Consider the following 5,657-nt stretch of genomic DNA (forward strand, 5'->3'; position numbering starts at 1 on the left):
TTGGTACCGAGCACGCCGCCCTCCTCGCCTCGCTGATGGACCTTCGAACAGCCCAAAAGCGTAGGTGGATGGCGGCGTTGCTCACGTCAAGGCCGGTTGGGAACCCACGGATGCGTCACAAGAGCCCGTTTTCTTACCCCGGGGTGGTGGACTCTCGTGCATGCAGGTCACGCGTGCTGGAAGAGAGAGAGGAGCTCGCCATGATCGTTCCGGCTTCGGCAGCTGATTGGATCCAGGCGTCCGTGCTTGGAGGAGTGCTCGCTGGCGTCACCGTCCTGTTCGCTCGGGCCCTGGGACGCTCGATCGCTCAAGAGGTGAAGGGGCGGAACTCGATGACCCGGTAGCGGAAGCTTCCGCCCGGCGCCTGGTACGCGACCTCGTCGCCCACCGCCGCCCCCACCAGGGCCGAGCCGAGCGGGGAGGTCGTGGTGATGGTCCGGGCGCCCTTGGCCCGCTCCTCCGCCGAGTCGGCCAGCAGGTAGGTCTCGTCCTCGGGATCGTCCTCGTCCAGCGGACGCACCGTGACCAGCATCCCCGGTCCCACGGCGTCGGCGTCGACGGGGGCCTCGATGATCTCGGGGTCCCGGAGCATCCGCTCCAGGTTCCGGATCCGGGACTCCATGAGGGCCTGGTCGTTCTTGGCCGCGTCGTACTCGGCGTTCTCGCGGATGTCGCCGAACTCGCGGGCCACCTTCAGCCGCTCGGCGATGCGCGTCCGCCCGCCGGTCTTCAGCTCGTCCAGCTCGTCCCTCAACCGTCGATAGGCGTCCAGCGTCAGGTGGGCGGTGGGTTCGTGCCCTCGCTGGCGCTGGGGTCGAGAGGCTAGCTCCTCGGGGAGTTCCATCGGTTCCGAAAACTGTAGTGCGTCCCGGTGCCCGCGCCTACCCCGCCGGACCTCGCCTTGACGATGTGACGAGAGTCGTTCTAACGTCACATCTGATGGCGACGATCACCAGCGACCTCCAGCGCTCCACCCGGGACCGCATCCTCGACGCCGCGTTCGACGCCGTGCAGGCGTTCGGCCTGTCACGGATCACCGTGGAGGACGTGGCGAACCGGGCCCGGCTGTCCCGCCAGACCGTCTACCGATACTTCCCGTCCAAAGACCACGTGATCCTGTTCCTGGTGGCCCGGGAGGAGGAGAAGTTCATCGACGGCGTGCGGGGCGCCTTCGCCAGCCACGACGATCCCCAGGAGGCGTTCGCGCTCGCCGTCGAGTTCGTCCTCCGGTACATGCACGAGCATCCCCTCCTGGACCGGCTGCTGGCGACGGACGCCGAGACGCTGCTGCCGTACCTGACCACGCGGGGCCTGCCCCTGATCATCCACGCCCGCGAGACACTGGTGGAGCTGATGGGAGCTCGGCTGCCCGACGTGGACCAGGACGAGCTCCGGGGCGTCCTCGACGTGGTCTGCCGCGCGATGATCTCGTACATGCTGACGCCCTCCGAGCGGCCGGCCGACTCGGTTGCCCGGATGATGGCCCGAACTGCGGTCGCCCCCCTCACGCGGAGCTCGACGCAGACGTGAGCACGCGCCAGTACGTCCTGCCGGTCGACCAGACCAAGTGGAAGATCGGCGCCGAGCACACCACCACGTTCACCTTCGACTACGACGACGGCCGGGACCGGCTGCTCTCGCTGTACGAGAAGGGCAAGGAGAAGCAGTGGAACACCAACACGCGGATCGACTGGTCCATCGACGTCGACCCCGAGTCTCCCGACAACTATCCCGAGTACTACATCCCGATCTACGGCTCGCAGATCTGGGACCGCATGACCGAGCCGGAACGCCGGCGGTACCGCCAGCTGGCGGCCGCGTGGACGAACTCGCAGTTCCTGCACGGTGAGCAGGGCGCGCTCGTGTGCACGGCCAAGATCGTGCAGACCGTCCCCGACGTGGACTGCAAGTTCTACGCGGCCACCCAGGTCATGGACGAGGCCCGGCACATGGAGACGTACTCCCGGTACCTTCGGGAGAAGATCGAGATGGCCTTCCCCATCAACGACTACCTGAAGACGCTGCTGACCGACGTGGTCTCCGACGACCGGTGGGACATGACCTGCCTCGGGATGCAGATCATGATCGAGGGGCTGGCCCTCGCCGCGTTCGCCCTGATCCGCGACTTCTCCCAGGAACCGCTGGCCAAGGCCATCAACACCTACGTCATGCAGGACGAGGCGCGCCACGTCGCGTTCGGGCGCCTGTCGCTCCGCGAGTACTACCCGCAGCTCACCCAGGCCGAGCGGGACGAGCGCGAGGAGTTCGTGGTGTACGCCTCGTACCTCATGCGGGACCGGTTCATGGGCCGTGAGATCTACGAGGCTGCCGGGCTCCCCGTGGAGGAGTGCATGGAGTACGTCCGGAACTCGGACATGCTGGGCGAGTTCCGCAAGATGCTCTTCTCGCGCATCGTGCCGACGGTGAAGGACCTCGGGCTGTTCGGTCCGAAGGTGCAGGCCGCGTTCCAGGACATGGGCGTCATCGCGTTCGCCGACCTCAACCCGGACGACCTGGCCACCGCGGACGAGCAGCTGGCCGAGGACCTGGACCGGCGCCGGGCCACGGCCGGGCCCGACGGGAACGGTGACGGTGGCCCGCTGGCGGACATCGACCCCGCCCGCGCGGCGGAGGTCGAGCGCACCATCCGCGCCGGCGCCGAGTAGCCGGGTCGCCGGCGGTCGCGTGGACGTCTACCGCACGCCGGACGAGCGGTTCGAGGGCCTGACCGGGTACCCCTTCGAGCCGCACTACGTCGAGCAGGACGGCCTGCGCGTGCACTACGTGGACGAGGGCTCCGGCCAGCCGGTGCTGCTGCTGCACGGGGAGCCCACCTGGTCGTTCCTGTACCGGAAGATGGTCCCGGTCCTGGCGGCCTCGGCCCGCGCGATCGCGCCCGACTACGTCGGGTTCGGACGGTCGGACAAGCCGGTGGAACGCGACTGGTACACCTACGACGCCCACTACGCGGCGATGGAGCGGCTGGTCCAGGACCTCGCACTGGAGGGCGTGACCGTCGTGGTGCAGGACTGGGGCGGGCCCATCGGTCTCCGGCTGGCCGCCGAGCACCCCGAGCGCGTGGCCCGCATCGTGGTCATGAACACCGGCATCTTCTCCGGAAGGCCGCCGTCGGACGCGTGGCTCCAGTTCCGCGACTTCATGCGGCGGGTGGGAACGGACATCCGGCCCGGGCAGCTCGTGCGGATCACCTGCCCGCAGCCGATCGACGACGACGTGGTGGCCGGCTACGACGCCCCGTTCCCGGTCCCGGAGTCGAAGACCGGCGTGCTGATGTTCCCGGAGCTCGTGCCGACCTCGCCGGACCATCCCTCCGCGGCGAAGACGCTGGAGGTCCGGGAGGCCATGAAGCGCTGGCAGAAGCCGGCGCTAGTGCTGTTCGGCGACTCGGATCCCGTGTTCAGCCCGCGAGTGGCCGAGCGATTCTCGGAGCTCATCCCGGGCGCGGGCCCGGCGGAGATCGTGGCGGGCGCCGGCCACTTCCTCCAGGAGGACAGGGGCGAGGAGATCGCCGAGCGGATCGCGAGGTTCCTGGCCGAGTCCTGACGCCCCGCCTAGCTGTCCCGGAGCGCCAGCTTGTAGCCCACCAGCAGCAGGGTGTTCGATAGGAACAGCCACGCCGCCAGCAGCACCAGCACGGCGATGCCGCTGGTGGCGTAGTGCTCCTGGAAGTTCGCTCCCATGTTCAGGACCACCGCGAACGCGAGCGCCGACACGATGATCCTGACCGGGCCGGGAAGCCGTTCCTCGATCCGGTCCGCCCACCGGGTGCCCGGTTTCGTGCCAGCCACGGCAGCTATATCCCCGCGGCGGCCCGTCCTACGCGCCGGGGCCATGGTCGCTATCGCTCGGGCCGTCCCTCGCCGTATCCTTCGCCCAAGCCATGCGTGAGCCTGATCTCGCACACCGTCTGGCCGTCGCCAGGAAGGACGTCCCGGCCGACGCCGTGCTGAAGGGAGGCCGCGTCCTCTCCGTGTTCACCCGCGAGCTGCTGGACGCCGACGTGGCGATCGCCGGCGAGCACGTGGCCGGCATCGGCTCCTACGAGGGCCAGCGAGCCCACGACGTCACCGGGCTGGTCCTGGTCCCCGGGTTCATCGACGGGCACATGCACATCGAGTCCACCAAGCTCACGCCCGGCGAGTTCGCCCGGGCGGTGCTGCCGCACGGGACGACCACCGTGGTGGCCGACCCGCACGAGATCGGCAACGTCCTCGGCGTGGAGGGCATCCGCATGCTCCTGCGGATGGCCGAGGCCACGCCGCTCGACGTCTACGCGATGGCCTCTTCGTGCGTGCCGGCGTCCCCGCTGGAGACGGGCGGGCACCGCCTGGGGCCCAAGGACATCGCCGAGCTCATCGCCACCGAGCCGCGCGTCCTCGGCCTGGCCGAGCTGATGAACTTCCCGGCGGTGGTGGCGGGCGATCCGGAGACCCTGGCCAAGATCCAGGCCGCCGGGGACCGCCACGTCGACGGGCATGCGCCCGGACTGACCGGGCCGGAGCTGAACGCGTACCTGGCCGCCGGCGTGCGGAGCGACCACGAGTGCACGACGTACCAGGAGGCGCTGGAGAAACGGCGCCTGGGGACCTGGGTGATGATCCGGGAAGGGTCGGCCGCCCGGAACCTGGAGGCGTTGCTGCCGATGGTCCTCGAGTTCGGGCCCGAGAACTGCATGCTGGTCACCGACGACCGGGAACCGCACGACCTCCTGGCCGAGGGCCACCTGAACAACGCGCTGCGCAAGGCCGTCAGCCTGGGTTGCCCGCCGGAGCAGGCCGTGGTGATGGCGACCCTGCATCCCGCGCGGTACCACCGGTTGCACGAGCACGGCGCGGTCGCACCCGGCTACGTGGCCGACGTCGTGGCGCTCCCCGACCTGGAGTCGTTCCGTCCGGCCGCCGTGTGGAAGCGGGGCGCCCTGGCTTTCGACGGGGAGGCCGTGTCCGGCTTCGACGACGTGCCGGTCCCCGAGTGGATGCTCCACACCATGCACCTGCGGACCGTGGAGCCGGCCGATTTCCGCATCCCCGCCACCGGACGCCCGATCCGGGTGATCGAGATGAAGGAGGGCTCCCTCGTCACCGGCGCGTCCATAGAGCCCCCCCGGATGCACGAGGGCCTCGCGGTGGCCGACCCCGAGCGTGACCTGGCCAAGATCGCGGTGGTGGAGCGGCACCGGGGCAGCGGGCGAACCGGCATCGGGTTCGTCCGAGGGTTCGGCATCACCGAGGGCGCGCTCGGATCCACCGTGGCCCACGACGCCCACAACGTGATGCTGGTCGGCACCAGCGACGAGGACATGGCGATCGCCGCGGAGCGGCTGCGCGAATGCGGCGGCGGCCAGGTCGTGGTCCAGGACGGCCGGGTGCTGGCCGACCTGCCCCTACCCATGGCGGGCCTGGTGTCCCTCGAGCCCCGGGGCGTGGTGGCCGAGCGGTCGCTCGCTCTGGAGCGGGCCGCGGCCACCTGCGGGGTCCGCCTCCGAGCTCCGTTCATGGCCCTGTCGTTCCTCGCGCTGTCGGTGATCCCGGAGCTGAAGGTGACCGACCTCGGCCTGGTCGACGGCGTCGAGTTCGCCCTGGTCCCGCTGGAGGCTTAAAGAAGCTCGGAGCCTCCGGAGCGCCGGGCGCTACGTC

Annotated in this window: 7 protein-coding genes; 5 read left to right on the forward strand and 2 right to left on the reverse strand. The window is 69.9% G+C overall.

What is annotated here, in order from left to right; all coding sequences use genetic code 11:
- The coding region (locus tag M3Q23_07295; protein ID MDP9341899.1) for a hypothetical protein at positions 1-344 on the forward strand (344 nt) is incomplete at its 5' end.
- Here the strand turns inward: M3Q23_07295 and M3Q23_07300 are convergent.
- Positions 308-754, reverse strand: a complete 447-nt coding sequence (locus M3Q23_07300; GenBank protein ID MDP9341900.1) for a transcription elongation factor GreA — start codon at positions 752-754, stop codon at positions 308-310. The two genes, M3Q23_07295 and M3Q23_07300, sit on opposite strands and share 37 nt — an antisense overlap.
- Before the next feature lie 185 nt (positions 755-939).
- Between M3Q23_07300 and M3Q23_07305 the strand changes: the two genes are divergently transcribed.
- The 3 genes from M3Q23_07305 to M3Q23_07315 are packed head-to-tail and all read left to right on the forward strand — an operon-like array spanning position 940 to position 3,564.
- On the forward strand, positions 940-1,530 hold the full coding sequence (locus M3Q23_07305) for a TetR family transcriptional regulator (protein ID MDP9341901.1): 591 nt from the start codon (positions 940-942) through the stop codon (positions 1,528-1,530).
- Positions 1,527-2,666 (forward strand): ferritin-like domain-containing protein, encoded by a 1,140-nt coding sequence (locus M3Q23_07310; protein MDP9341902.1) that lies wholly within the window; start codon positions 1,527-1,529, stop codon positions 2,664-2,666. Before M3Q23_07305 ends, M3Q23_07310 begins: the two co-directional genes overlap by 4 nt.
- 19 nt (positions 2,667-2,685) lie before the next feature.
- On the forward strand, positions 2,686-3,564 hold the full coding sequence (locus M3Q23_07315) for a haloalkane dehalogenase (protein ID MDP9341903.1): 879 nt from the start codon (positions 2,686-2,688) through the stop codon (positions 3,562-3,564).
- Between the two features lie 8 nt (positions 3,565-3,572).
- On the opposite strand, the gene M3Q23_07320 is transcribed toward M3Q23_07315, so the two are convergent.
- Entirely contained in the window at positions 3,573-3,809 is a 237-nt protein-coding gene (locus M3Q23_07320; protein MDP9341904.1) for a hypothetical protein, read from the reverse strand.
- A 92-nt stretch (positions 3,810-3,901) separates the two neighbouring features.
- On the opposite strand from M3Q23_07320, the gene ade reads away from it, so the two are divergent.
- Complete coding sequence (gene ade, locus M3Q23_07325; GenBank protein ID MDP9341905.1) at positions 3,902-5,620, forward strand: adenine deaminase; 1,719 nt, start codon at positions 3,902-3,904, stop codon at positions 5,618-5,620.
- Positions 5,621-5,657 lie beyond the last annotated feature (37 nt).

This window comes from Actinomycetota bacterium (genome assembly GCA_030774015.1).
Classification (GTDB): domain Bacteria; phylum Actinomycetota; class UBA4738; order UBA4738; family JACQTL01; genus JALYLZ01.

Coding starts and splice junctions, on each gene's coding strand:
- M3Q23_07305 (MDP9341901.1), top strand. CDS start 940: ATGGCGACGATCACCAGCGACCTCCAGCGCTCCACCCGGGACCGCATC.
- ade (MDP9341905.1), top strand. CDS start 3,902: ATGCGTGAGCCTGATCTCGCACACCGTCTGGCCGTCGCCAGGAAGGAC.